We start from the raw sequence: 23,843 nt of genomic DNA on the forward strand, positions 1-23,843 counted from the left end.
GCCAAGGGTTGGAATCATGGGCGAGTGGAGGTGTGTTTAGGAAACTTGCAGAGTGGCGGCGCCGTCGAGGGCAGCCTGACGGGCGGCGGACTTTTGGCCAGCGGCCTCCGCCAGCGCCCCGCGCAGGAGACCCAGGCCTTCGCCGCTGCGGGCACTGACGCGGACGCGGCGGATTCTATCATATTCGTCCCTCTCGACCCCGGAACCGGCCTCGGTGAGGTCGATCTTGTTCCACACCAGGATCTGGGGCACCCGATCGGCGCCGATTTCGGCCAGAACCTTGTTGACCTCGGCGATCTGATCGTCCCGGGCATGGTTGGCACTGTCGACCACGTGGAGCAGGATATCGGCCGCGGCGGTGGCCTCCAGGGTGGCGTGGAAGGCCGCCACCAGGGAGTGGGGAAGATCACGGATGAACCCCACCGTGTCCGAAATGACGATATTGCCGGCGCCTTCGACCCACAGTTTGCGCGACGTGGTATCCAGGGTGGCGAAGAGCTGGTTGGCCGCATAGACGCCGGCCTTGGTGAGGGCGTTGAACAGGGTCGACTTGCCCGCGTTGGTGTAGCCCACCAGGGAGACGTTGAGCACTTCGCCCCGCCCCCGCGCCTTGCGCTGCACGTCCCGCTGGCGCGAAAGGCGCTCCAGGCGCTCCTTGAGGGTCTTGACCCGGTTGCCCAGGAGGCGGCGGTCGGTTTCCAGTTGGGTTTCCCCCGGACCGCGCAGGCCGATGCCGCCGCGCTGCCGTTCCAGGTGGGTCCAGCCCCGCACCAGGCGGGTGGAGAGATGCTCGAGCTGGGCGAGTTCTACCTGGAGCTTGCCTTCGGCGCTCTGGGCGCGCAGGGCGAAAATGTCGAGGATGAGACTGGTGCGGTCGATCACCCGGCATTTGAGTTCCCGCTCCAGATTACGTTCCTGGGCCGGGGACAACTCGTGGTTGAAAATCACCAGGTCGGCTTCCGCGGCGGCCAGGAGGGCGGCGATTTCCTGCACCTTGCCCTTGCCGGCAAAGGTCTTGGGGTCGGGACTGTGCCGCCGCCCACCCACTTCACCGCACACCAGTCCGCCCGCGGATTCGGCAAGCAGACGGACTTCCTCCAGTTGGTCGTCGAAATCCCGCTGACCGAAATCGAGCTGGACGAGCAGCGCCCTTTCACCGGCGGCGGGACGCTCAAGCACGGAAGCGGGAAGAAAGCAGGTGACACCCCGCCCGGACGGGCAGGCAGAAAACTGAGCTTATTCGGCGGCCGCCTGTTCCTGCTGGATATTGACCGGCCGAGCCGGAACGACGGTGGAGATGGCATGCTTGTACACCATCTGGGTCACGGTGTTCTTGAGCAGCACGACGTACTGATCGAAGGATTCGACCTGCCCCTGGAGCTTGATGCCGTTGACCAGGTAGATCGAGACCGGTACGTGCTCCCGGCGCAGGGCGTTGAGGAACGGGTCTTGTAGCATTTGCCCTTTGTTGCTCATGGTATGGACTCCACGGATGTTGTTATGAAACGCAAGGGTACCGAATTTCGATTCGGCTGCCAAAACATTATTTCTTTTTGTCGTCGGCGTAGGGGTTATGGCCCGCGACGAACTGGATACGCAGCGGAGTTCCCTGCAATTTGAAGGCCTCGCGGAAGGTATGTTCGAGATAGCGGCGATAGCTGTCGCCGATATGGTCCACCGCACTGCCGTGAATCACCACCACCGGGGGATTGGATCCCCCCTGGTGGGCGTAGCGTGGCTTGGGGCGGAAGAGCCCGTGGCGCGGGGGCGCCTGGCGGGCAACGGCATCGGCCAGAACCCGGGTGAGACGCGGCGTCGACAGCTTGGCCATGGCGGCACCGAAGGCGCTATCCACCGACTTGAAGAGTGCGTCGAGGCCGACGTTTTCCTTGGCGGAAATGAAATGAAAGCGGGCGAAATCGAGAAACTTCAGTTTTCGCTCCAGCACCGCCCGGGTCTGCTCCCGCACGTAGCGATCCAGGCCGTCCCACTTATTGATGCCCACCACCAGGGCGCGGCCGGACTGGACCACGAAATCGGCGATGTGGGCGTCCTGGTCGGACACATCCTGGCGGGCGTCGACCATCAGGATGACGACCTGGGCCTCCTCGATGGCCTGCAAGGTCTTGACCACGGAGAACTTTTCCACCGCCTCGAAAACCTTGCCGCGGCGGCGCATGCCCGCCGTATCCACCAGCACGTAGCGCCGGCCACGACGTTCGAAATCGACGGCGATGGCGTCCCGGGTAGTGCCAGGAGCGTCGAAGGCAATGACCCGCTCCTCGCCCAGAAGGGTGTTGATGAGCGTGGACTTGCCGGCATTCGGCCGCCCCACGATGGCCACCCGGACGGCGGCGTCGGCGTCCTCGTCTTCTTCCGGCTCGGGGAAACTGTCCAGGGCGAGGTCGACGAGGCCCCGCACGCCCTCGCCGTGGGAGGCCGAGATGGCATGGGGATCGCCCAGGCCCAGTTCGTGGAATTCGGCCTCGACCATACCCCGGTTCATGCCTTCGGTCTTGTTGACGGCGACGAGTACCGGCCGCTGGAGACAGCGCAGGCGATTGGCAATTTCCTTGTCGTGGGGGGTGACGCCGTTGCGCCCGTCGACCACGAAGATCACGGCATCGGCCTCGGCGATGGCCTGTTCGGTCTGGCGGGCCATCTCGTGCAGGATGCCGTCCTTGACCAGGGGTTCGAAGCCGCCGGTATCGACCACCAGGTAGGGCTTGCTGCCCAGGCGGCCATGGCCGTAATGGCGGTCGCGGGTCAGGCCGGGAAGGTCGGCGACCAGGGCATCCCGCGATCGGGTCAGGCGGTTGAAGAGGGTGGACTTGCCCACGTTCGGGCGCCCCACCAGGACGACGGTCGGTTTCATTGCCGGCTCCGCCGGGTTTCAGCCATGGCCATCCTCACTCGACCGCCAGGGCGGTGACGCCGCCGCCGACCGTCTGGACGAGGAAGCTCGCCCCCACCACCTGGGGCGCCGCCACGATGGCGCCGCCATCGGTGTTGTGACGGGCCGCGAAGGATCCATCCTCCCGGCTCAGGAAATGCACCACGCCCTTCACGTCGCCCACGGCGACCAGGCCCCGGCGGACCGCCGGTGCCGACACCCGGCGATTGAGGAGCTTGTCCTGCTTCCAGACGGAAGCGCCGGTGGCCCGATCGAGGGCATGGACAGCCCCGCTGTCGTCGGTCAGAAATAAGTAACGCCCATCCAGGGCAATGCCGGCAGCGGAGGAAAAGTCCCGCGCCCAGACGAGATTGCCCCCCTGCCCCAGGTCGAAGCAGGCGACGCGTCCCTGATAGGCGACGGCGCACACCGTCCTGCCATCCACGACCGGCGGCGCCACCACGTCGGCCACCCGGTCGAGTTCGGTGGTCCCGCGGGGGATGGCCACCGTGCCTTCCCAGACCGTTCCCCCGTTGTTCAATGCCAGCGCCACGAGTTTGCCCCCCGGGAAGCCGACGAAAATGAAGCGATCGGCAAAAACGGGCGCCGCGATGGAGCGCAAGGACAGGGAGGGCGTGGGGCGCTGATAGACCCACTTGCGCTTGCCGTCGGCCGCGTCGAGCAGGAAGACGCGGTTGTCGCCGCTGCGCACGGCAACGCCCTGCTCACCCACCGCGGGGGGTGCAAGGACTTCGCTGCTCACTTTGGTCTGCCAGAGGGGTTTGCCGTCCGCGGCAGAAAAAGCCAGTACATCGCCCTTGGCCGTGCCGACCACGACCAGCTTCCCGTCGCTGCCGACGCCGCCGGACAGGGACTGCCCGGCGTTCACCCGCCAGACCTGGACCCCTTCCTCGAACTTGGCAATACCCCCGTCGCCGCCCGCGACGAACACGGCGTTGCCGACAACCGCGGGAACGAGGGCGTAATGGGCAGCCTTGCCCATGCTGGTGGTCCACGCGGTCTTGAGGTCCACGGTGGACGTGAAGGGGGTGAGTTCGGCCATTTTGGGGCCGGAGGAGGAGAAGGGATTTACCGCGTCGATGGCGTCGGAAATCGTCGCGCATCCACTCACGAAGACGAGGCTGGCGGCGGCCAGGGCCGCGCCCAGGCGCTGCGGCTTCACGCGGCATCCCCCAGGGCGTCGACTTTCTGCTGCACGATGTCGCGGTAGGGACTGCCCCCCTGGGCCTTGGACTTGCTTTCCATGCTTTCCAGGGCGGTCTTGTAGGCGGCGCGGGCCTCGCTCTTCTTGCCCTGGGCGGCCAGAACGTCGCCGCGGAGTTCGGCAAAGCGGCCCGCGAAGGCCGCGCCCTGACCGCCAGCAAGGGTCTTGAGGGCTTCGTCGTAGGCCGCTTCGTCGAGCAGGACAGCGGCCAGGCGCAGGCGACCGATGTCCTTGAGTTCCTCCTTGCCGTTCTCTGCCACCCAGGCAAGCTGGGCCTTGGCAGTCTTGGCGTCACCCGCTTCGAAAGAGGTCTTGGCGGCCAGGAGGGCGGCCAGGGAAGCGTAGGGGGTACCGGAGTATTTTTCGGTCAGTTCGCCCGCCACGGTCTTGACCCGCTGCATGTCGCGAGACGTCACGGCCTGCTCGAGGGCGGCAAAGACCGCCGAAGCCTGGGCCACCTGACCGCGCTGGTACCAGTTCCAGCCCTGCCAGCCAACCACGCCCAGGGCGACGGCCAGGGCAAGCCCGGTCACCAGGTTACCGTACATCTTCCACCAGGTCTTGAGGGTGTCGATCTGTTCCTGTTCTTCGAGATCGTAGTGCGCCATGGTCCTTATTCCTCGTCTTCGCTATCGAACATCTGCCCGATGATGGCCTCGGCCAGGTCATCGACCTTCATTTTTGTCTGCCCGCCGCCTTCCTGCCGCAGGAACTTCAATTGGGCCTCGCCGCCCGCTGCCTCGTCGTCGCCGATGACCACGGCGAACGGCGCGCCACTGGTATCGGCCTTCTTCATCTGCGCCTTGAAGCTGCCACCGCCGCAATGGAGCAGGACGTTGATGCCCTGGTCCCGCAGGCCCTCCGCGGCGCGGAAGGCGAGCCGCGAGGCGGCCTCGCCCTGATGCACGACATAGACATCGGGAGCCGGGGCAGCCGGTTCTCCGCCGCTGTCCCGGATGAGGGCCACCAGGCGCTCGACGCCCATGGCGAAACCGCAGGCCGGCGTGGGCTTGCCTCCCAACTGGGCGACCAGGCCGTCGTAACGGCCCCCGGCACACACGGTTCCCTGGGCACCGAGACGGTCGGTCACCCACTCGAACACGGTGAGGTTGTAGTAGTCCAGACCGCGCACCAGGCGGGGATTGAGGGTGTAGGGGATGCCCGCATCCTTCAGGATCTGCTGTACGCCAGCGAAGTGGGCCAGGGATTCGGCGCCCAGGAAATCGATGAGGCGGGGCGCCGCGGCGCACAGATCCTGCAGGGCCGGATTCTTGCTGTCGAGGATACGCAGGGGATTGGTGTAGAGGCGGCGGCGAGCGTCTTCGTCCAGGAGATCGACGTGTTGCTCGAAATGGGCGATGAGGGCCGCCCGGTGCTGGGCCCGTTCTTCCGGCTGGCCCAGGCTGTTCAACTGCAACTCGATGCCGTCGAGGCCCAGGTCGGCCCACAGACGGGCGCCCATGAGGATCATTTCGGCGTCGATGTCCGGCCCGGCGAAACCCAGGGCCTCGACCCCCACCTGGTGAAACTGGCGGTAGCGGCCTTTCTGGGGCCGCTCGTGGCGGAACATGGGGCCCAGGTAGTAGAGCCGCTGGGGCTGCTGGGCAGCGAGGTTGTGCTGGATGACGGCCCGCACGCAGCCGGCGGTGCCCTCGGGCCGCAGGGTCAGGGGTTCGCCGTTGAGGCTATCGACGAAGGAGTACATCTCCTTTTCGACGATGTCGGTGACCTCACCTATGGCCCGCTTGAAGAGGGGCGTCGGCTCGACGATGGGCATGCGGATGGGGCGGTAGCCGTAGGCTTTCAGCCAGGAACGCACGGTGTCTTCGAACAGTTCCCAGAATTCGGCTTCGGCGGGCAGGATGTCGGGCATGCCGCGTACCGCCTGGAGGGTTTGACTCATGACTTGAGCTTCTTCTGATAGGTGCGCTCGACGTAGCGCTCGATGATGGCCTTGAATTCGGCGGCGATACCCTCGCCCTTGAGGGTAACGGTCTTGACACCGTCCTCGAAGACCGGCGCCGACGGCGCTTCGCCGGTCCCCGGCAGGGAAATGCCGATATTGGCGTGCTTGGATTCCCCGGGGCCGTTCACGATGCAGCCCATGACCGCCAGGGTCATGTTTTCAGCACCGTCATAGTGCAGGCGCCACTCCGGCATGCGGGCGCGGACGAAATCCTGCACGTCTCCCGCCAATTCCTGGAAGAAAGTGCTGGTGGTGCGGCCGCAGCCCGGACACGCCGCGACCATGGGCGTAAAGGCGCGCAGGCCCATGGTCTGAAGGATTTCCTGGGCGACGATGACTTCCTGGCTGCGGGAGCCCCCGGGTTCCGGGGTAAGGGAAACCCGTATGGTGTCGCCGATCCCCTCCTGCAGCAGCACGGCAAGGGCGGCGGTGGAGGCGACGATGCCCTTGGACCCCATGCCCGCCTCGGTCAGTCCCAGATGGAGGGCGTAGTCGGCGCGACGCGCCAGCTCGCGATAGATGGCGATCAGGTCCTGCACGCTGGATACCTTGCAGGACAGGATGATGCGTTCTCCCGGCAGACCGAATTCCTCGGCCCTCGCCGCGGACTCCAGGGCCGAGGTGACCATGGCGTGGCGCATCATTTCGGTGGCGTCCCGGGGTTCGGCCTGACGACTGTTCTCGTCCATGAGGCGGGCCAGCAGTTCCTGATCGAGGCTGCCCCAGTTGACGCCGATACGCACCGGCTTGTCGTAGCGGCAGGCGAGCTCGACCATGCGTGCGAACTGCTCGTCCTTCTTCTTGCCGAAGCCGACGTTGCCCGGGTTGATGCGGTACTTGGCCAGGGCCTCGGCACAGGCCGGTTCGTCGCTCAGCAGGCGATGGCCGTTGTAGTGGAAATCGCCGATGAGGGGCACCGCGCAGCCCATGCGGTCGAGGTGCTCCCGTATCCTGGGCACGGCTGCGGCAGCCTCGGGGGTATTGACGGTAATGCGGACCAGTTCCGACCCTGCCCGGGCCAGTTCGGCGGTCTGGATCGCGGTGGCCAGGACGTCGGCGGTATCGGTGTTGGTCATGGCCTGGACGACCACCGGCGCTCCGCCGCCCACCACGACGGGGCCGATGCGGCAGGACCGCGTGGACTTGCGCAGGAGCGTCATGGCGGTTTATTCCAGGGTCAGGCGAGCGACTTCACCCCGGGTATGGGGGGCGAGATCCACCGCCTGGCCGCGGAAACTCAGCCGCACGCCAGAGGCATTGCCGATGACCAGCGCCAGACGCCCGCGGCCTTCGACGCTATGCTCGCTGCCTGCCGGAAGTTTCTGGGAAAGGAGCAGATTCCCCTCGCCGTCCTTGACCTCGACCCAGGACTCGCGCTCGACCACCAGGCGCAGCACTCCCGTCGCACCGGTCGCCGCGGTGGAAGCTGCCGCGGAAGGCGCGACAACAACGGCAGACGGCGCCGCCAGCCCGGCGGGCGCAGGAGAAGCACTTTCCCCGGGAGCCGCCGCAGCTTGGGGGGCATTGCCCGCGTCCCCAACCGGAATCGCCTGGGGGTTCAGGACCTGCTGGGGCGTGGCGCCGGGAGGAAGCACGGGCTCGGGCACCGCCGCAGGGGATGGCGGCACCGTGTCCTGCGGCGCTTCGCGCTGGACCAGGCCGCGCAGCGCCTCCAAGGCCCGACCGAAATCGGCCGGCAGGACAAAGTAGAGCAACAGGGCCAGGACCACCAGCCCCAGGCCAAAACCGACGACGGCGAAGTCCCGGCGACGCCCGGCGGTGGGCGCCGGCATGGGAGTTTGCGGACCATGGGGTCGGTCGAGGCGCGGCGCGGTAAGGTCGAGGACGCCATCCAGTTCGACCATCAGCGGCGCCGGGTCGATTTCCAGCAAACGCGCGTAATTGCGCGCAAACCCGCGTATGAAGGTCGCGCCGGGCAGCGCATCCCAGCGCCCTGCCTCCAGGGCTTCGACCTGCCGCACGCCCAGTTTGAGGGCTTGTGCCACGTCGCCCAGGGTCATGCCCTTCGCTTCGCGGGCAGCCCTCAGGCGCGCGCCCACGCTGGGGGACGGTGGATCTTCGGCTACGGCGACAGTCTCTTCGCGAACTTCCGCGTTCATTCGAAATTACCCTTCAAAAACTCCTGATATTCCCTGGATTCCTGGTAACGCCCCCGCAACTGCGCGGCAAAGGAGCTTTCGGCCTCGCGATTGCCCAGTTTTCGCTCGATGCGCAGTCCGAGCCACAGGGCGTCCGGCGTCGGCGGCTCCATGACCCGCAGGGCATCGGCAAGCACCTTGCGCGCCTCCCCCAGGTTGCCCTTGGCGTACTGGAGGTTGGCCATGTGGATACGGGAAGCCAGGGCCGCGGGGCCGTTGAGCCGTATGGCGGTGGTGAGGTAATTCTCGGCCCCCTCCAGATCCCCGGCCTTGACCGCGCAGGAGCCTGCGTTGGCATAGGCCAGGTCGGGCGTGGTGTAGAGGGGATTCTTGATGGCGTTGAGGAAATACGAAATGGCCTGGCGGGGCTTGCCGTTCTCGCACAGGAACCAGCCGTAGTTGTTGTTGATTTCGGGATCGTTGGACGCAAGGCCGAGGGCCTTCTTGAAATCTTCCTCGGCCAGGGTCAGTTCGCGCAGATAAGCCCGCACCAAACCGCGGACGTTGTACGCCGGGGCATAACCGGGGTCGGCATGGATGGCGACCCCAAGTTCTTCGAGGGCCACGGCGAGATTGCCATCCTGGAAATAGAGCGAGGCCAGTTCGGTATGAATCTTTGCCCGGGCCCGCGGATCGGTGCCGTAGGCCGGGCGCTGCGACTGCGCTTCGACGGCCTGCTGGGCGAGAGCGGGAAGCGCGGCACCGCCCGCCAAAATCACCATGAGGAGCACCGCCGCCACGCCAGCTGTTTTTCTGTCGCTCAAAGCCTGACCTCCTTTAGTGGAATGCTGCGCCCGGCTGTGCGCCGGGTCTTGTCGCGCACCTGCCCCGCCAACTGGCCGCAGGCGGCGTCGATGTCGTCGCCCCGCGTCTTGCGCGTGGTGGTGACGATACCGGCCGCCATGAGAATCTCGCCAAAACGGCGCAGCCGTTCGGCCCTGGACCGCCGGAAGGGCGAGCCGGGGAAGGGGTTGAAGGGAATCAGATTGAACTTGCAGGGCACCATCCTGACCAGCGCCAGGAGTTCGCGGGCGTGGGCATCGCTGTCGTTGATGCCGTCGAGCATGACGTACTCGAAGGTGACGAAGTCGCGCGGAGCCTTTTCCAGGTAGCGGCGGCAGGCCGCCATCAGCTCGGCCAGGGGATATTTCTGGTTGATCGGCACCAACTGGTCGCGCAGGGCGTCGTTGGGCGCGTGCAGGGAAACGGCCAGGGCCACGGGGCATTCGTCGCGCAGGCGGTCCATGACCGGCACCAGGCCGGAGGTGGATACCGTCACCCGGCGCCGCGACAGGCCATAGGCATTGTCGTCGAGCATCAGGCGCAGGGCGGTGACCGAATTGTCGAAATTGGCCAGGGGCTCACCCATGCCCATGAGGACAACATTGGAGATGACCCGCTCGTCGCCATGCACCACGCCCAGGGCCTCGTTGGCCCGCCACAACTGGCCGATGATCTCGGCCACGGTGAGGTTGCGGTTGAAGCCCTGCTTGCCGGTGGAACAGAAGGCGCAGTCCAGAGCGCAGCCGGCCTGGGTGGAGACGCACAGGGTGCCGCGGTCGTCCTCGGGGATGAAGACCGTCTCGACGGCATTGCCACCGCCGACGTCGATGAGGAACTTGCGCGTGCCGTCGTCGGACAGCTTGTCGGATACGACCGCGGGGGGCGCCACCACCGCCTTCGCCTTGAGCTTTTCGCGCAGACTCTTGGCGATGTCGGTCATGGCGTCGAAATCCGCCACCCCCGACCGATGCATCCAGCGCAGCACCTGGCGCGACCGGAAGGGCTTTTCGCCCTGCTCGGCGAACCAGGCGGTCAGGCCATCGGCATCGAAATCGAGGAGATTCTTCATTGTGAGGGGTGAGGCAGGGTGCGAGGGGCAGGGCCGAACGGCACCTGAGCCCCCCTCGCTCCTCGCCGAATCAGCGTCCGCTGTAGGTATTCATGCCGGGGAAGAAGAAGGCGACTTCCACGGCAGCGGTTTCGGGGGCGTCGGAACCATGGACGGCGTTGGCGTCGATGGATTCGGCGAAGTCGGCGCGGATGGTGCCCTTGTCGGCCTTCTTGGGGTCGGTGGCGCCCATCAGCTCACGGTTCTTGGCGATGGCGTTCTCGCCTTCCAGGGCCTGGATCATCACTGGGCCGGAGGTCATGAACTCGACCAGATCCTTGAAGAAGGGGCGCTCCTTGTGCACGGCGTAGAACTGGCCAGCTTCCTGGGCGGAGAGCCAGGTCATGCGGGCGGCGATGACCTTGAGGCCGGCGGCTTCGAAACGGGAGTAAATCTGGCCGATGACGTTCTTCTTGACGGCGTCCGGCTTGATGATGGAAAGGGTGCGTTCGATAGCCATGCTAAAACTCCAAAATACAAGGGGTTAGTGAAGTAAAACGGGAGATTTTAGCAGCTTTTGAAAGCGTTCTCCCGAGGCACCAAGAAAAAAGCGCGCCGCGGTTTCCCGTCGGCGCGCCCAAGAGGTACTACGAGGAGACGCTACATCATGCCCAGGGTCTTCGGCAGCCAGGTGGACATGGCCGGCCAGTAGGTGACCACCATCAGGAAGCCGAGCATGGACAGCAGCCAGGGCCAGACCGCAACCGTCAGCTCGGTAATGCCCATCTTGGTGATGCCCGAAGCCACGTAGAGATTGAGGCCCACCGGCGGATGGCACATGCCGACTTCCATATTGACCACCATGAGGATGCCGAAGTGCACCGGGTCGATGCCCAGCTTCACCGCCACCGGGAAGAGGATGGGGGCGAAGATCAACACGATGGACGACGGTTCCATGAAATTGCCGGCCAGGAGCAGCAGGATATTCACCATCAGCAGGAAGGTGATGACCCCCAGCCCGTGGCCCAGCATCCAGTCGGCCAGCGCCTGGGGGATGTTCTCGTTGGTCATGATGAAGGAGAACAGCACGGCGTTGGTGATGATATAGAGCAGCATCGCCGACATGTTGGCCGAGTTGAGCAGCACCTTGGGCACGTCCTTCAGACCCATGTCCCTATAGACGAAGACCGCGACGATGAAGGCGTACACCGCGCTCATGGCCGCCGCCTCGGTCGGCGTGAAGATGCCGGTATAGATGCCGCCCATGACCACGACGATGAGGAGCAGGCCCCAGACCGACTTGACGAAGGCGTCCCAGCGCTGCTTCATGCTGGCCTTGGGCTGGCGCGGGTAGTTGAATTTCTTTGCGCGATACCAGGTGACGCCGCCCAGCACGCCGGCGAGCGCCAGCCCGGGGATGACGCCCGCCATGAACAATGCGCCCACCGAGGTGTTGGTGGCCACGGAGTACATGACCATGACGATGGACGGCGGAATGAGGATGCCCAGGGCGCCCGAGGTGGAGATGACCCCCGCGCCGAACTTGTTGGGGAAACCCGCCTTGACCATGGCCGGCAGCAGGATGGAGCCGATGGCCACCACCGTCGCCGGGCTGGAACCGGACACCGCGGCGAAGAGGGCGCAGGCCAGCACGCCGGCGAGGCCCAGGCCGCCGTACCAGTGGCCAACCATGGAGGTGGCAAAGTTGATCATCCGTTTCGCCACCCCGCCGTGGGTGAGGAAGTTCCCGGCCAGGATGAAGAAGGGGATGGCCATGATCTCGAACTTCTCGATGCCGGTGAAGAGCTTCAGGGCCACCGATTCCAGGGGCACCTGGGTCATGGTGAAGAGGAAGGTCAGCACCGTGAGGCCCAGGGAAATCGAGATGGGCATGCCGGTGAGCATGAGGACGGCCAGCAGGCCGAAAATCACCAGGGCGTTCATTGCTGGTCTCCTTGCTTGGTTTCGGGATGCCGACGCTCCGAGGCCTTGCGCCTGTCCTCATCGACCACCATCTCCCACTGGCGACGTTCTTCCCCGCTGCGCCTTTCGCCGACCATGGGGTGTTTGAGGTCGTGCATGTGCAGGTTGTCGTTCATGGAATACACGTCCACATCCACCGGGGGCACCTCATCCTCCAGGCCATCGACGTGGCCGTGGTCGTGGTGGGGCAGTTCGCCGGTGCGGATGAACGCTACGGCGACCTGCAGAAAGCGGTAACACATCAGGGAAGAGCCGAGGGGAATGGCGCTATAGACAATCCAGGTCGGCCACTCCAGGTCCGGCGTGGTGGGGCCTTCGGGAACGTCGCCGGGATCGAGTCCGAGGACTTTGAAAATGGCGTAGTGGGCCCCGTTTTCCCAGACGAACTGCCCGCCCAGCGTCGCCACGACACCCGTAAAAAGCGCGCCCGCCAGCAGGCCGAAGACGATGAACTTGGCCCGATTACTGTCGTTGAGCCGATTGATGAGGACGTCGACGCCCACATGGATGCCGGTACGCACGCCGTAAGCGGCGCCGAACTTCGCCATCCACACGAACATGATGATGCATAGTTCCTGGGCCCAACTGAAATTGAGCCCCAGCAGCCAGTCCTGCAGGCCCGGGATATTCACCCCGGCCAGGTAGCGGTGCGCGACCGCCAGGAAGATGATGACGGTCGCCGCTCCCATGAGGAAGGTGACCAGCAGCTCTTCGAGATGATTGAGTGCCTTGTTGATCATGATTGATTCGCTTTCCCGGTCGGGTTTGGCCGGCAAAGCCGGCAAGGGGAAAAGGTCCGGCGGCGGTGCGCCGGACCGGTGCGATTAAAGGCCAGCCGGATCGAAACCGGTTTCCTTGTACACCGACTGGATGATCTCCTTGCCGATGCGCGACTCCATCTTCTGATGCACCGGCACCAGGGCTTTCTTGAAGGCCAGACGCTCGTCCTTGGTGGGCGAATAGACCGCGGTCTTGCCGCTGGCCTTGACGGCTTCCAGATCCTTGTCGTTTTGCTCCTTGGCGATCTTGTTGGCGTAGACGGTGGATTCCTTCATTGCCGTTTCCAGTTGGCCACGCACGTCAGCGGGCAACCCTTCCCAGAACTTCTTGTTCACGATCACCGCGTAACCCAGGTAGCCGTGGTCGGTGAGGGCCAGGTGCTTCTGCACTTCGTGCATCTTCTGGGTGTAGAGGTTGGAGATGGGATTCTCGGTCCCATCGACGACTCCGGTCTGCAGCGCCTGATAGACCTCGGAGAAGGCCATCACCTGGGGCAGCGAGCCCAGGGTGCGCATCTGCTCCTCGAGCACCTTGGACGACTGGATGCGCATCTTCTTGCCCTTCAGGTCGGCCGGGCTCTTGATCGGGGTATTGGCGGAAAAAGCCTTGAAGCCGTTGTCCCAGTAGGCCAACCCCTTGATGCCCTTGGGATCGAGCTTGGCCAGCAGCTGCTGCCCGACGGCGCCCTGGGTGACTTTGTGCAGTTCGTTGTAGTCGTCAAAAATGTAGGGCAGGTCGAAAACCTCGAACTCCTTCACGCCCAGGGGGCCGAACTTGGCCAGGGACGGCGCCAGCATCTGTACGGCCCCCAGTTGCAGGGCTTCCATTTCCTCCTTGTCCTTGTATAGGGTGGAGTTGGCGTACACCTCGACCTTGACCTTGCCCTTGGTCAACTCGTCCGCCTTCTTGGCAAAGAAATTGGCGGCCAGCCCCTTGGGGGTGTCCTGGGCCACCACATGGCTGAACTTGATGACGATGGGTGAATCCGCCAGGGCGGCGGCGGAAAAGGCGGCCATCACGAGGCCTGCCAGCAGCTTGGAAAATTTCATGGACTCCTCCGTTATAGAAAACTCGCCCCCACCTTGGCGGCGAATGAAGTCAGTATGGTCACTGGCAGCCCCAGCGGAAATTGTGGATATCCACAGTCCACCGCCCCCTCGTGCCGCGCAGCCCCGGTGTACCATCCCGGCATGAAATCGCCCCCGCACTCCGCCCAGTACGCGCGACGCATGCGCTGGCTGCTCGTGTTGCCCAAGCTGGGCATCGTGCTGCTGCTCGCGGCGGTTCTCGCCCTGCTTTGGCTGCTGCACCGCAACGAGGCGGAAGAAGAGCGCAACGCCCTCATCAAGGACGTGCTCTGGCTGGAACAGAACGTGCGGTTCCATCTCACGGGCACCGAGGAGCATCTGCAACAACTGGCCCTCGAACTGGCCTCGCGACCGGCCGGCCGCCCGCTTTTCCGCCTGCGGGCGGAAAGTCTGTTGCGCAACAACCCGGAACTGAAGCAGATCCGCTGGCTCGATACGGCGGGAACGCCTGTGGACGCCCTCCCCTCGGCCCAACCCACCGAAGTCGTGCCGGGAACCGGAACGCCATCCGTCACCCAGGAGGCTTATGGCAACGCGCTGCTCCTGGGCAAGCGCACCTACAGCCCGGTGTACCTCGCCCCCGACCGACGGGGCTATTTCGAGGTTGCCGTGCCCCTTTTCGTCGACGGCAAGGCGACCGGGCTCCTGGTCGGGGTATATCCGGTGGATGCACTGCTGAAGGAATTCGTCCCTTGGTGGTTTGCCGAGAAATACCTGGTCCAGGTGGTCGACGACAACGACGTCCTTTACGGCGCCAAGTCCAATGTCCAGGGCAAGCCGGGCCAGACCTACGAATTGCCTCTGGACCCCCCGGGGTACGGCGTCAAGCTGCGGGTTCTTGCCTACCAGGGCAGTGCGGCGGCGCTGCCGCGTCTTCTGGCCGCCACCATCGTCCTGCTGGCCGCCGGCGTCTTCTGGAGCCTGTGGGCGGTGCGCGGCCTGATGCAGAAGCGTCTGGCCGCCGAGGAAGCCCTGGGCACCGAGCACGCCTTCCGCCAGGCCATGGAAGATTCGCTCACCGTCGGCATGCGGGCGCGGGACCTGGAAGGGCGGGTCATCTACGTCAATCCGGCCTTCTGTCGCATGACCGGCTTTGCGCCCGAGGAACTGCTCGGCCGCCTGCCGCCCATGCCCTACTGGCTGCCGGACATGATCGACGAAACCCTGGCCCTGCACCGCGCCGTCCTGGCGGGCGAAGCGCCAGCCGACGGCTTCGAACTCAGTTTCCAGCGCAAGAATGGCGAAATCTTCCACGCCCTCATCTACGAGGCCCCGCTGATCGACGCCCGCGGCCGCCACACGGGCTGGATGGGCTCGGTCCTCGACATCACCGAGAGAAAGCGTTCCGAGGAACTCGCGCGGCAGCAGCAGGAAGCGCTGCAATTTACCGCCCGCCTGGTGACCATGGGGGAAATGGCCTCAACCCTGGCCCACGAACTCAATCAGCCCCTGTCGGCCATCGCCAGTTACAACGCGGGCTGCCTCAACCTTCTGGAGGACGGCAAGTTCGACGCCGGTGAATTCCGCTACGCCCTCGAGAAAGTCGGCGTCCAGGCCCAGCGGGCGGGCCGCATCGTGCGCCGGGTGCACGATTTCGTGAAAAAGAGCGAGCCCCGCCGCGCCCCGTGCAACCTGGGTGAGGTCATCGCCGAATGCGTGGGCTTCATCGAAATCGACGCCAGGAAACGGGAGGTCACGCTGGAAAGCCGCATCGCCGACATTCCCCCTCTCCTCGCCGACCGGCTGATGCTGGAGCAGGTGCTGCTCAACCTCCTGCGCAACGGCATGGACGCCATGGCGGAAACGCCACCCGAGCAGCGAGACCTCTGTGTTTCCGCCACCATCGAAGGCGAGGAGGTGGTGGTCCGCGTCGCCGACAACGGCTGCGGCATTTCCGAGGCGGTGCGGGAAAAGCTCTATACCGCCTTCTTTTCCACCAAGCCCCAGGGCATGGGGGTGGGGCTGTCGATCTGCCGCTCGATCGTCGAATTCCATCGCGGCCGCCTGTGGGCCGACCCCAACCTCGACTCCCCCACCGGCAGCGGCACCCTGTTCACCTTCACCCTTCCCCTGGAGTCCCCATGAGCGAATTCAAAGCCCACCTGGTGGACGACGACGAGGCCATCCGCGACGCCCTGGCGTGGCTGCTCAAGTCCCGCGGCATCCCGGCCACCGCCTACCCCTGCGGCGAGGACTTTCTCGCCGCCTGTACGCCCGCCACCGCCGGCTGTGTCGTCCTCGACATGCGCATGCCCGGCCTGAGCGGACTGGATGTCTTCGATGCCTTGATCGGCCGGGGTTCCGACCTGCCCGTCATCTTCCTCACCGGCCATGGCGACGTTCCGCTGGCCGTCAGCGCCCTCAAACGCGGCGCCTTCGATTTTTTCGAAAAACCCTTCAACGACAACGAACTCGCCGACCGCATCGGCGAAGCCATGGCACACCACGCCCGGGCCCGTGCCGCCAGCGCCAGCGCCGGGTCCGTCAATGCCCGCCTGGAGAGCCTCACCACGCGGGAACGCCAGGTGATGGACCTCGTCCTGGCCGGCAAGTACAACAAGGTCATCGCCGACGAACTGGGCATCAGCATGCGTACCGTCGAGGTCCACCGGGCCAATCTCTTCGACAAAATGGGGGTCAAGACCGCCGTGGAACTCGCCAACCTGCTCAAACCCTGACCCTGCGGCGCCTCCCTTCCCATCGTCGCGAATTTTCGCTAGCATTTGCCGACCTTCCGGAAAGTCTCCGGCCCCCGAGGTTCCTCTCCAGGCCCTCCCCCAATCCCCGCAGACGGCAATCCCGGTTCCACCCCAGTCCACCCCGATTTCACGAGGCCTTCATGAGCGAGCACATCCATTACGTCACCGACGACACCTTCGATTCCGAGGTGTTGCAGTCCCCCCAGCCCGTGCTGGTGGATTACTGGGCGGAGTGGTGCGGCCCCTGCAAAATGATCGCCCCCATCCTCGACGAAGTGGCTGCCGAATACGCGGGACGGCTCAAGGTCGCCAAGCTCAACATCGACGACAACCAGGCCACTCCGGCCAAATTCGGCATCCGCGGCATCCCCACCTTGATGCTGTTCAAGAACGGCAATGTGGAAGCCACCAAGGTCGGCGCCCTGTCGAAGTCCCAGCTCGCCGCCTTCATTGACAGCAACCTGTAATCGCCTTACTCTGCGGGCCTGAGGAGCGCGGTCTGCGCCCTCGGGCGAACCGCCCTCCCCTTCCCCCCACAACAAGACGCGCCCCCTGCCCTCCCCGGGCCCCCCCGCTTTTGGGCGCCACGCACGAATCCCATGCAACTTTCCGAACTCAAGACGTTCCACGTCAGCCAATTGCTGGAAATGGCCACCGAGGCGTGTATCGAGAACGCCAACCGGATGCGCAAGCAGGAGCTCATCTTCGCGCTCCTCAAGGCCAAGGCCAAGAACGGCGAGACCATCTACGGCGACGGCACCCTGGAAGTGCTCTCCGACGGCTACGGTTTCCTCCGCTCCCCCGAAACCTCCTACCTCGCCAACACTGACGACATCTACGTCTCCCCTTCCCAGGTGCGGCGCTTCAACCTGCGCACCGGCGATTCCATCGAAGGCGAGATCCGCACCCCCAAGGACGGCGAACGCTACGTCGCCCTGACCAAGCTCGACCGGATCAACGGCCAGCCCCCCGAGGCGACCAAGAACAAGATCATGTTCGAGAACCTCACCCCCCTGCACCCCACGCGCATGCTGCGCCTGGAGCGGGAGATCAAGGCCGAGGAAAACATCACCAGCCGGGTCATCGACATGATCGCCCCCATCGGTGCCGGCCAGCGGGGTCTCCTGGTTGCCCCGCCCAAGTCGGGCAAGACGGTGATGCTGCAACACATCGCCCACGCCATCACGGCCAATCACCCCGAGGTCATCCTCATCGTCCTGCTCATCGACGAGCGCCCCGAGGAAGTGACCGAAATGACCCGCACGGTCAAAGGCGAAGTCGTCGCCTCCACCTTCGACGAACCCGCGACGCGCCACGTCGCCGTCGCCGAAATGGTCATCGAAAAAGCCAAGCGCCTGGTCGAGCACAAGAAGGATGTCGTCATCCTGCTCGACTCCATCACCCGCCTGGCCCGGGCCTACAACACCGTACAGCCCGCCTCCGGCAAGGTCCTCACCGGCGGCGTCGACGCCAACGCCCTGCAAAAGCCCAAGCGCTTCTTCGGCGCCGCCCGCAACATCGAGGAAGGCGGCTCCCTCACCATCATCGCCACCGCCCTGATCGAGACCGGCTCCCGCATGGACGACGTCATCTACGAAGAATTCAAGGGCACCGGCAACATGGAAATCCACCTCGACCGCAAAATGGCCGAGAAGCGCATCTACCCGGCCATCAACGTCAATCGCTCCGGTACCCGGCGCGAGGAACTGCTCCTCAAGCCCGACGTACTGCAAAAGATGTGGGTCCTGCGCAAACTCCTGTACCCCATGGACGACCTGGAGGCGATGGAGTTTCTCCTCGACAAGGTCAAATCCACCAAGGGCAACAACGAATTCTTCGACGCCATGCGGCGGTGCTGAATTCGCCGCCGAGCCTGCGGGCCGCAAGGCTGCCGCGCTCGCGGGTGTGACGGGGGCGCGTTGCGGGATATCCGCGGGTGACGCGCCCCTTGTCTTGCGTGCTTTGGCAGTCTCAGCGTGGGGAATGAGCTTGAAGTGGTACGGCCTTTCAGCCGACCGCTTCTGGGCCCCTTGAGAGGAGCCGAGCAACGCAGGGGGCTTGGGGGAAGTCGGCTCGCGTTGTCTGAGCCCCCGAGAGGGGGCGAGTTTAGCGAGCCGCCCAAGCCCCCGAGTTGCGCAGGGTACCCCGCAACGCGGGGCTCCGACCCAGCTGTCATGTGACGAAGTGCGCATCTCGCCGGCGCAGGGTACCCCGCAACGCGGGGCTCCGACCCAGGGGTGGCTTTTTCTTTGGCTACTTTCTTTTTGCCACCAAAAAGAAAGTATGCCCGCGCCTCCAGCGCGGCACCCATGGGTTCAGAAAAACGGACAGACCGGGGAGCGCCTGATCAATGAGACCCGCTGCTTCAGAAAAGCGAATCCGAACCACGACGCAAGCCAAACCCCCACAACCCTATTGCACCAAAGCCCCTAATCAAAGATAATCCCCGGTTTCCCAGATCGGCCACATCCGCCGGTCGCCAGACTTAAAGGACTGATCATGAAAGCCGGAATCCACCCCGACTACAACGAAATTCAGGTGACCTGCTCCTGCGGTCACACCTTCACCACCCGTTCCACCATGAAGAAGGCCCTGCACGTCGAAGTCTGTTCGGCCTGCCACCCCTTCTACACGGGCAAGCAGAAGATTGTCGACACCGCCGGCCGGGTTGAGAAATTCAACCAGAAGTTCGGCTCCATGCGCGGCAAGGCCGCCTGAGTTCGAGCGCCTGGACGGTGAGAAGGCAGCCCCCGGGCTGCCTTTTTCATTTCCCCCCATGCCCGACCTGATCGCCCCCCTGCGCCGCGGCGTACGGCTCCCGCCCTCGGGTTGGGCGCTGGCCGGCATGCTCGCCTTTTACGTCGTCGCCGGACTCTTCGGCCGCGACCCCTGGAAGGGCGAGGACGCCATCCACATCGGCACGGCCTGGCACATCCTTTCCTACGGCGATTGGCTTTCGCCGGACCTCGCCGGACGGCCGTTCAACGAGCCCCCCCTCTACTACTGGAGCGCCGCCCTCACGGGGAAGCTGCTGGGATGGCTGCTCCCCCTGCACGACGCCATGCGCTTCGCCAGTGGCGTCTGGGTGGCCCTGGCGCTCACCGGCATTTACTATGGGGGCCGCGAACTCTACGGGCAGCACGCGGCGGCGGCGAGTCCCATGTTGCTGGCCGGCTGCTGCGGCTTGCTGCTGCACGCCCACGATGCCCAACCCATGCTCATTGCCCTGGCAGCCTACGGGGGGGTTCTGGGCGCCCTTGCCGCGTGCCCGCGCAAACCCCGCATGGCCGGCGTCTTTTACGGGCTCTCCCTGGGTGCCTGCCTGCTGGGGGCTGGCGTGGCGCCGACTCTGCCCTTGCTGGCTGCTGGCCCTCTGGCCCTGGCCCTTTACCCGGAGCGGCGCCAGGCCCTCATCACCCTCGGAGTCGCCCTGCCCCTGGCCCTGGCCATCGCCCTGCCCTGGCCCCTGGTCCTGCAGGCGGTCGAACCTGAACGCTTCGCCGGCTGGGTCGAGGCTGAGTCGGCCCAATTGTCGGCCGGCATCTTTCCTGTGCAGGGCGCCGCGCTGTACCTCTCCCATCTCACCTGGTTCGCCTTCCCGGCAAGCCCTATCGCCCTGTGGGCCCTGTGGCTCCGGCGCCGCACGCTGGCTGCCCGCCCCCAGTCGCTGCCACTGCTTTTCCTGGCGCTGACGCTGGCCCTGCTGGCCGTGGCCTATCGCCCCAGGGAAATTCCCGCCCTGCTGCTGCTGCCGCCCCTCGCCCTCCTGGCCACCCCCGGCGCCCTCAGCCTGCGGAGGGGCGCTGCGAATGCTTTCGATTCCTTCGCCATGATGACCTTCACCTTCTTCGCCGCCCTGGTCTGGGTCGCCTGGTCAGCCATGGCTCTGGGATGGCCCGAACGGCTGGCGGGCAGAGTGGTCGCGCTGCGCCCCGGTTTCGTCGGCCAATTCGACGTCCTGGCGTTCTCCATCGCCGCGCTGGCGACGGCCTGGTGGCTGTGGCTCATTGTGACGGCCCCCCGCTCGCCCTACCGCAGCCTCACCCACTGGACCATGGGATTCACCACCCTGTGGCTGCTGGCCATCGCCCTGCTCTTGCCCTGGGTCGATTACGGCAAGAGCTACCGCCCGGTGGCGCAAGCCGTCGCGCGGCATCTGCCCGACCGGGCGGACTGCCTCGCCGAGCGCGGCTTGAACGGCACCCAGCGGGCCTCCTTCGCCTATTTCGCCGGGCTGGAACCCCTGGCCCTCGCCACGCAGGCCGGACGCAAATGCCGCTGGCTCCTGGTCCAGGCCGATACCCGCGCCGAACTTGCTCCACCGGCCGGCGCGTGGACCCAGGTCTGGGAGGGCAATCGCCCCGGCGAGCGGCGGGAGAAATTCCGCCTTTACCGGCGCGGGGAATGAATGCCTACCCGGCGTCCGGCGGTGTGAGCCGCAGGAAGTGCTCGCGGTAGTACTTCAGTTCGTCGATGGATTCGTAGATGTCGGCCAAGGCAGTGTGGCGGCTCTTTTTCTTGAACCCCTTGTAGATCTCCGGCGTCCAGCGCTTGCACAGTTCTTTCAAGGTGCTGACATCGAGATTGCGGTAATGGAAGAAGACTTCCAGTTGCGGCATGTGGCGGGCCATGAAGCGGCGGTCCTGGCAGATGGAATTGCCGCACATGGGGGAATGGCCGGCGGAGGAGTATTTCTTCAGAAACTCCAGGGCTTCCGCCGCCACCTGGGCCTCGTCCTGGGTGGACGCCTTCACCCGGTCGATGAGGCCGGAACGTCCGTGGGTTTTCTGGTTCCAATCATCCATGGCGGCCAGAACTTCATCGCTCTGATGCACGGCCCAGGCGGGGGATTCCGCCACCATGCGCAACTCGGCGTCGGTCACCACCATGGCCAGCTCGATGATGCGGTCCCGGTCGGGGTCCAGCCCGGTCATTTCCATGTCCAGCCAGACGAGGTTGTTGGCGTTGCCTGCCATATAATTCTTCGCTTCTTTGCCCAAAGCGCGCATTGTCGCATAGCTCCATGATCGCCAGCCTTTCCGCCACCACCTTCACGGCCCTCTTCGTCGCCGCCCTCGCGACGACCCTCGTCCTGCGCCTCTGGCTCGCCACCCGCCAGGCGGCCCACGTCGCCCGCCACGCCAGTACCGTTCCTGCCCAGTTCGCCGGGCGCATCGGTCTCGATGCCCACAGGAAGGCCGCCGCCTACACCGTCACCAAGACCCGCTTCGGCATGACGGCCGCCCTTGCCGATGGGGCCCTCCTTGCCGCCCTCACCCTGGGCGGAGGCATCGCGGCTCTGGACGCCCTGTGGTCCGGTGTATTCGGCGGCCACGGCCACGCCTACGGTCTGGCACTCATTTTCAGCGTCTTTGCCATCCAGGCCCTGATCGACCTGCCCTTCTCCCTCTACCGCCAGTTCATCATCGAGGCGCGCTTCGGCTTCAACCGCATGACGCTCGGCCTGTTCTTCTCCGATGTGCTCAAGCAGGCGCTCCTCGCCGCCGTGATCGGCGCGCCCCTGCTGCTCGCGGTGCTGTGGCTGATGGGCAACCTGGGTTCCACCTGGTGGCTGACGGTATGGGTATTCTGGTGCGCCTTCTCCCTCGCCCTGCACTTCATCTACCCCACCTGGATCGCCCCGCTGTTCAACAAGTTCTCCCCCCTGGCGGAAGGCGAAATGAAGGCCCGCATCGAGGCCCTCCTCGGGCGCTGCGGCTTCCGTTCCAGCGGGCTGTTCGTCATGGACGGTTCCCGCCGTTCCAGCCACGGCAATGCCTATTTCACCGGCTTCGGCGACAGCAAGCGCATCGTCTTCTTCGATACCCTGCTCGAACGCCTCGCCCCCGCCGAGGTGGAGGCCGTCCTGGCCCACGAACTGGGTCATTTCCGCCGCCGCCACGTGGTCAAGCACATCGCCCTCAGCTTCCTCCTGTCGCTCTTCTTTCTCTGGCTGCTGGGAATGCTGCTCGAATCCCCGGGGTTCTACGCCGGGCTGGGTGCCCCCGGAGACAACACGGCCCTGGCCCTGGTGCTCTTCTTCCTGGTCATCCCCGTTTTCACCTTCCCCTTCCATCCGCTGACCAGTTCCCTGTCCCGGCGCCACGAATTCGAGGCCGACGCCTACGCGGCCGACCACGCCAGCGCCGACGATCTGGTTCGCGCCCTGGTCAAGCTCTATCAGGACAATGCCGCCACCCTGACGCCGGACCCGCTGCACTCCCTGTTCTACGACTCCCACCCGCCCGCCGCCCAGCGTATCGAGCACCTCAACCGCCTGAGGCCGGTCTGAGAAGCGGTCGCCCGTTGCTCCACGGCAGCGAGGGTCAATGAGCGACATCGGCCGCGTCGTCGCCGCCCACGGCCGCCAGTACGTGGTCGAATTTCCGGACGGCCGGCGCCTGGTCTGTGTCCCCCGCGGCAAGAAGAGCGAAGTCGCCTGCGGTGACCGGGTCGAGGTCGCGCTCACCTCCCCCGACCAGGGGGTCATCGAGGCCATCCAGCCCCGCCGCAGCCTCCTCTACCGCTCCAACGACCTGCGCCAGAAGCTCATCGCCGCCAATGTGGACCTGCTGGTCCTGGTCGTCGCCACCGAACCCGCCTTTTCCGACGAATTGCTCACCCGCGCCCTGGTCGCCGCGGCCTGCGAGGATATCGCCCCGCTCATCGTCCTCAACAAGGCCGATCTCGCCGACCGTCTGCCCGCTGCCCGGCAGCGCCTCGCCGTCCTGGCCGGCCTGGGATACCCCATCGTCGAACTCTGCGCCCGGGCCCACGCCGAAGCCCTGCGCCCCCACCTGACCGGACGCACGGCGGTTCTGGTGGGCCAGTCGGGCATGGGCAAATCCACCCTGGTCAATGCCCTCGTGCCCGGCGCCGCGGCCGCTACCCGGGAAATCTCCGCCGCCCTGGATTCGGGCAAGCACACCACCACCCACGCCTGCCTCTATCGCCTGGATGGCGAGAGCCAGATCATCGACTCCCCCGGCCTGCAGGAATTCGGCCTCGCCCACCTGGATATCCCTGCCATCGAGGCCGCCTTCCCCGAATTCGCGCCCTGGCTGGGCCAGTGCCGCTTCCGCAATTGCCGCCACGACCAGGAACCGGACTGCGCCCTGCGCGCCGCCGTTGCGGCAGGCGCCGTGGACGCAGGCCGCTTCGCGGCCTATCATCGCATCGCCCTGCACAGGCGGTGATGGGCGTGGTCCAGCGCTTGCAC

General features: G+C 65.5%; 23 protein-coding genes. 8 read left to right on the top strand and 15 right to left on the bottom strand.

Translation table 11 applies throughout. The annotated features are described in order from the left end of the window. Positions 1–36: 36 nt before the first annotated feature. The 14 genes from hflX to IPM73_11430 form a co-directional block, all read right to left on the bottom strand. Entirely contained in the window at positions 37–1,179 is a 1,143-nt protein-coding gene (gene hflX, locus IPM73_11365) for a GTPase HflX (protein ID MBK8918610.1), read from the bottom strand. A 57-nt stretch (positions 1,180–1,236) separates the two neighbouring features. After that, the gene (hfq, locus tag IPM73_11370) at positions 1,237–1,476 is read right to left on the bottom strand and encodes an RNA chaperone Hfq (protein ID MBK8918611.1); all 240 of its coding nucleotides are present in this window, start codon (positions 1,474–1,476) and stop codon (positions 1,237–1,239) included. 67 nt (positions 1,477–1,543) lie between these two features. After that, positions 1,544–2,875 (bottom strand): ribosome biogenesis GTPase Der, encoded by a 1,332-nt coding sequence (gene der, locus IPM73_11375; protein ID MBK8918612.1) that lies wholly within the window; start codon positions 2,873–2,875, stop codon positions 1,544–1,546. Positions 2,876–2,909: 34 nt separating this feature from the next. Then, positions 2,910–4,061 (bottom strand): outer membrane protein assembly factor BamB, encoded by a 1,152-nt coding sequence (bamB, locus tag IPM73_11380; protein MBK8918613.1) that lies wholly within the window; start codon positions 4,059–4,061, stop codon positions 2,910–2,912. An 11-nt stretch (positions 4,062–4,072) separates the two neighbouring features. Then, positions 4,073–4,726 carry a tetratricopeptide repeat protein gene (locus tag IPM73_11385; protein ID MBK8918614.1) on the bottom strand — a complete coding sequence of 218 codons (654 nt, stop codon included), beginning with the start codon at positions 4,724–4,726 and terminating at the stop codon, positions 4,073–4,075. Between the two features lie 5 nt (positions 4,727–4,731). Next, complete coding sequence (gene hisS / locus IPM73_11390) at positions 4,732–6,021, bottom strand: histidine--tRNA ligase (protein ID MBK8918615.1); 1,290 nt, start codon at positions 6,019–6,021, stop codon at positions 4,732–4,734. Further along, positions 6,018–7,244, bottom strand: a complete 1,227-nt coding sequence (gene ispG / locus IPM73_11395) for a flavodoxin-dependent (E)-4-hydroxy-3-methylbut-2-enyl-diphosphate synthase (GenBank protein MBK8918616.1) — start codon at positions 7,242–7,244, stop codon at positions 6,018–6,020. The genes hisS and ispG overlap by 4 nt, the downstream gene beginning before the upstream one ends. A gap of 6 nt (positions 7,245–7,250) precedes the next feature. Then, positions 7,251–8,204, bottom strand: coding sequence for a helix-turn-helix domain-containing protein (locus IPM73_11400; protein ID MBK8918617.1), 954 nt, complete (start codon positions 8,202–8,204; stop codon positions 7,251–7,253). After that, positions 8,201–8,965 carry a type IV pilus biogenesis/stability protein PilW gene (gene pilW, locus IPM73_11405; protein MBK8918618.1) on the bottom strand — a complete coding sequence of 255 codons (765 nt, stop codon included), beginning with the start codon at positions 8,963–8,965 and terminating at the stop codon, positions 8,201–8,203. The genes IPM73_11400 and pilW overlap by 4 nt, the downstream gene beginning before the upstream one ends. A 38-nt stretch (positions 8,966–9,003) precedes the next feature. After that, complete coding sequence (gene rlmN, locus IPM73_11410) at positions 9,004–10,095, bottom strand: 23S rRNA (adenine(2503)-C(2))-methyltransferase RlmN (GenBank protein MBK8918619.1); 1,092 nt, start codon at positions 10,093–10,095, stop codon at positions 9,004–9,006. 70 nt (positions 10,096–10,165) lie between these two features. Then, on the bottom strand, positions 10,166–10,594 hold the full coding sequence (gene ndk / locus IPM73_11415; protein ID MBK8918620.1) for a nucleoside-diphosphate kinase: 429 nt from the start codon (positions 10,592–10,594) through the stop codon (positions 10,166–10,168). Between the two features lie 140 nt (positions 10,595–10,734). Next, complete coding sequence (locus tag IPM73_11420; protein MBK8918621.1) at positions 10,735–12,018, bottom strand: TRAP transporter large permease subunit; 1,284 nt, start codon at positions 12,016–12,018, stop codon at positions 10,735–10,737. Continuing rightward, complete coding sequence (locus tag IPM73_11425) at positions 12,015–12,797, bottom strand: TRAP transporter small permease (GenBank protein ID MBK8918622.1); 783 nt, start codon at positions 12,795–12,797, stop codon at positions 12,015–12,017. The genes IPM73_11420 and IPM73_11425 overlap by 4 nt, the downstream gene beginning before the upstream one ends. An 84-nt stretch (positions 12,798–12,881) precedes the next feature. Continuing rightward, a complete protein-coding gene (locus IPM73_11430; GenBank protein MBK8918623.1) occupies positions 12,882–13,886 on the bottom strand; it encodes a TRAP transporter substrate-binding protein in 1,005 nt (334 codons plus the stop codon). A 141-nt stretch (positions 13,887–14,027) separates the two neighbouring features. Here IPM73_11430 and IPM73_11435 point away from each other — a divergent pair, with 141 nt between their 5' ends. The 6 genes from IPM73_11435 (at position 14,028) to IPM73_11460 (ending at position 21,032) form a co-directional block, all read left to right on the top strand. Beyond that, entirely contained in the window at positions 14,028–16,010 is a 1,983-nt protein-coding gene (locus tag IPM73_11435; GenBank protein ID MBK8918624.1) for a PAS domain S-box protein, read from the top strand. Beyond that, complete coding sequence (locus IPM73_11440; GenBank protein ID MBK8918625.1) at positions 16,007–16,603, top strand: response regulator transcription factor; 597 nt, start codon at positions 16,007–16,009, stop codon at positions 16,601–16,603. The genes IPM73_11435 and IPM73_11440 overlap by 4 nt, the downstream gene beginning before the upstream one ends. Positions 16,604–16,764: 161 nt before the next feature. Next, positions 16,765–17,091, top strand: a complete 327-nt coding sequence (gene trxA / locus IPM73_11445) for a thioredoxin TrxA (GenBank protein ID MBK8918626.1) — start codon at positions 16,765–16,767, stop codon at positions 17,089–17,091. Between the two features lie 132 nt (positions 17,092–17,223). Then, positions 17,224–18,483 (top strand): transcription termination factor Rho, encoded by a 1,260-nt coding sequence (rho, locus tag IPM73_11450; protein ID MBK8918627.1) that lies wholly within the window; start codon positions 17,224–17,226, stop codon positions 18,481–18,483. 640 nt (positions 18,484–19,123) lie between these two features. Next, positions 19,124–19,342 carry a 50S ribosomal protein L31 gene (gene rpmE, locus IPM73_11455; GenBank protein MBK8918628.1) on the top strand — a complete coding sequence of 73 codons (219 nt, stop codon included), beginning with the start codon at positions 19,124–19,126 and terminating at the stop codon, positions 19,340–19,342. Positions 19,343–19,400: 58 nt separating this feature from the next. Beyond that, positions 19,401–21,032, top strand: coding sequence for a hypothetical protein (locus IPM73_11460; protein ID MBK8918629.1), 1,632 nt, complete (start codon positions 19,401–19,403; stop codon positions 21,030–21,032). 4 nt (positions 21,033–21,036) lie between these two features. Here IPM73_11460 and orn read toward each other — a convergent pair whose 3' ends face one another. Beyond that, the gene (orn, locus tag IPM73_11465) at positions 21,037–21,600 is read right to left on the bottom strand and encodes an oligoribonuclease (GenBank protein ID MBK8918630.1); all 564 of its coding nucleotides are present in this window, start codon (positions 21,598–21,600) and stop codon (positions 21,037–21,039) included. Between the two features lie 47 nt (positions 21,601–21,647). Between orn and IPM73_11470 the strand changes: the two genes are divergently transcribed. Then, a complete protein-coding gene (locus IPM73_11470; GenBank protein MBK8918631.1) occupies positions 21,648–22,916 on the top strand; it encodes a M48 family metallopeptidase in 1,269 nt (422 codons plus the stop codon). A 37-nt stretch (positions 22,917–22,953) separates the two neighbouring features. Further along, positions 22,954–23,820, top strand: coding sequence for a ribosome small subunit-dependent GTPase A (rsgA, locus tag IPM73_11475; protein MBK8918632.1), 867 nt, complete (start codon positions 22,954–22,956; stop codon positions 23,818–23,820). Positions 23,821–23,843: the final 23 nt, after the last annotated feature.

This window comes from Betaproteobacteria bacterium (genome assembly GCA_016720065.1).
Lineage (GTDB): Bacteria > Pseudomonadota > Gammaproteobacteria > Burkholderiales > Rhodocyclaceae > SSSZ01.

Coding starts and splice junctions, on each gene's coding strand:
- hfq (MBK8918611.1), bottom strand. CDS start 1,476: ATGAGCAACAAAGGGCAAATGCTACAAGACCCGTTCCTCAACGCCCTG.
- der (MBK8918612.1), bottom strand. CDS start 2,875: ATGAAACCGACCGTCGTCCTGGTGGGGCGCCCGAACGTGGGCAAGTCC.
- IPM73_11385 (MBK8918614.1), bottom strand. CDS start 4,726: ATGGCGCACTACGATCTCGAAGAACAGGAACAGATCGACACCCTCAAG.
- hisS (MBK8918615.1), bottom strand. CDS start 6,021: ATGAGTCAAACCCTCCAGGCGGTACGCGGCATGCCCGACATCCTGCCC.
- ispG (MBK8918616.1), bottom strand. CDS start 7,244: ATGACGCTCCTGCGCAAGTCCACGCGGTCCTGCCGCATCGGCCCCGTC.
- IPM73_11400 (MBK8918617.1), bottom strand. CDS start 8,204: ATGAACGCGGAAGTTCGCGAAGAGACTGTCGCCGTAGCCGAAGATCCA.
- pilW (MBK8918618.1), bottom strand. CDS start 8,965: ATGGTGATTTTGGCGGGCGGTGCCGCGCTTCCCGCTCTCGCCCAGCAG.
- rlmN (MBK8918619.1), bottom strand. CDS start 10,095: ATGAAGAATCTCCTCGATTTCGATGCCGATGGCCTGACCGCCTGGTTC.
- ndk (MBK8918620.1), bottom strand. CDS start 10,594: ATGGCTATCGAACGCACCCTTTCCATCATCAAGCCGGACGCCGTCAAG.
- IPM73_11420 (MBK8918621.1), bottom strand. CDS start 12,018: ATGAACGCCCTGGTGATTTTCGGCCTGCTGGCCGTCCTCATGCTCACC.
- IPM73_11425 (MBK8918622.1), bottom strand. CDS start 12,797: ATGATCAACAAGGCACTCAATCATCTCGAAGAGCTGCTGGTCACCTTC.
- IPM73_11430 (MBK8918623.1), bottom strand. CDS start 13,886: ATGAAATTTTCCAAGCTGCTGGCAGGCCTCGTGATGGCCGCCTTTTCC.
- IPM73_11435 (MBK8918624.1), top strand. CDS start 14,028: ATGAAATCGCCCCCGCACTCCGCCCAGTACGCGCGACGCATGCGCTGG.
- IPM73_11440 (MBK8918625.1), top strand. CDS start 16,007: ATGAGCGAATTCAAAGCCCACCTGGTGGACGACGACGAGGCCATCCGC.
- trxA (MBK8918626.1), top strand. CDS start 16,765: ATGAGCGAGCACATCCATTACGTCACCGACGACACCTTCGATTCCGAG.
- rho (MBK8918627.1), top strand. CDS start 17,224: ATGCAACTTTCCGAACTCAAGACGTTCCACGTCAGCCAATTGCTGGAA.
- rpmE (MBK8918628.1), top strand. CDS start 19,124: ATGAAAGCCGGAATCCACCCCGACTACAACGAAATTCAGGTGACCTGC.
- IPM73_11460 (MBK8918629.1), top strand. CDS start 19,401: ATGCCCGACCTGATCGCCCCCCTGCGCCGCGGCGTACGGCTCCCGCCC.
- orn (MBK8918630.1), bottom strand. CDS start 21,600: ATGGCAGGCAACGCCAACAACCTCGTCTGGCTGGACATGGAAATGACC.
- IPM73_11470 (MBK8918631.1), top strand. CDS start 21,648: ATGATCGCCAGCCTTTCCGCCACCACCTTCACGGCCCTCTTCGTCGCC.
- rsgA (MBK8918632.1), top strand. CDS start 22,954: ATGAGCGACATCGGCCGCGTCGTCGCCGCCCACGGCCGCCAGTACGTG.